Origin of the sequence: Halomonas sp. KX33721, from assembly GCF_001596805.1 — a bacterium.
Lineage (GTDB): Bacteria > Pseudomonadota > Gammaproteobacteria > Pseudomonadales > Halomonadaceae > Vreelandella > Vreelandella aquamarina.
This window is the reverse complement of sequence record NZ_LVIA01000089.1, coordinates 1-779: the sequence shown is the minus strand read 5'-3', so window position 1 is coordinate 779 and position 779 is coordinate 1. Positions and strand designations below refer to the sequence as shown.

2 rRNA genes are annotated in these 779 nt (G+C 56.2%); both read left to right on the top strand.

The features are described from left to right. Positions 1-455, top strand: a 23S ribosomal RNA gene (locus A3220_RS16450); the annotation flags it as partial. Between the two features lie 134 nt (positions 456-589). Beyond that, positions 590-705 (top strand): 5S ribosomal RNA (rrf, locus tag A3220_RS16445). The last annotated feature ends 74 nt before the right edge of the window (positions 706-779 follow it).

Sequence of the window (779 nt, the reverse complement as noted above, 5' to 3'; positions counted from 1 at the left end):
ACAGGCTGATACCGCCCAAGAGTTCACATCGACGGCGGTGTTTTGGCACCTCGATGTCGGCTCATCACATCCTGGGGCTGAAGTCGGTCCCAAGGGTATGGCTGTTCGCCATTTAAAGTGGTACGCGAGCTGGGTTTAGAACGTCGTGAGACAGTTCGGTCCCTATCTGCCGTGGGCGTTGGATGTTTGAGAAGAGCTGCTCCTAGTACGAGAGGACCGGAGTGGACGACCCTCTGGTGTTCCGGTTGTCACGCCAGTGGCATTGCCGGGTAGCTATGGTCGGACGGGATAACCGCTGAAAGCATCTAAGCGGGAAGCCCCCTTCAAGATGAGACATCCCTGAGACCTCGAGTCTCCTAAAGGGCCCAGCGAGACCAGCTGGTTGATAGGCACGGTGTGGAAGCGCTGCAAGGCGTTGAGCTAACGTGTACTAATGGCCCGTGAGGCTTGACCCTATAACACCCAAGGGGTCTGGTCGCAGTGGTAACGAAAACCGGATACGCAGCAGCAAGCCAACGTGCTTGCTGACAAGAGACGATCACTTACTGCGTCAACGACGCACTCAGCATGATATGCATTACCCGTTACGCCTGACGACCATAGCGAGCGTGAACCACCTGATCCCATGCCGAACTCAGCAGTGAAACCGCTTAGCGCCGATGGTAGTGTGGGGTCTCCCCATGCGAGAGTAGGTCATCGTCAGGCACCTATACCGCAAAAAACCCAGCCAAACGGCTGGGTTTTTTGTTGCGCCGAAGAAAAGCCCCGAACACAGCATG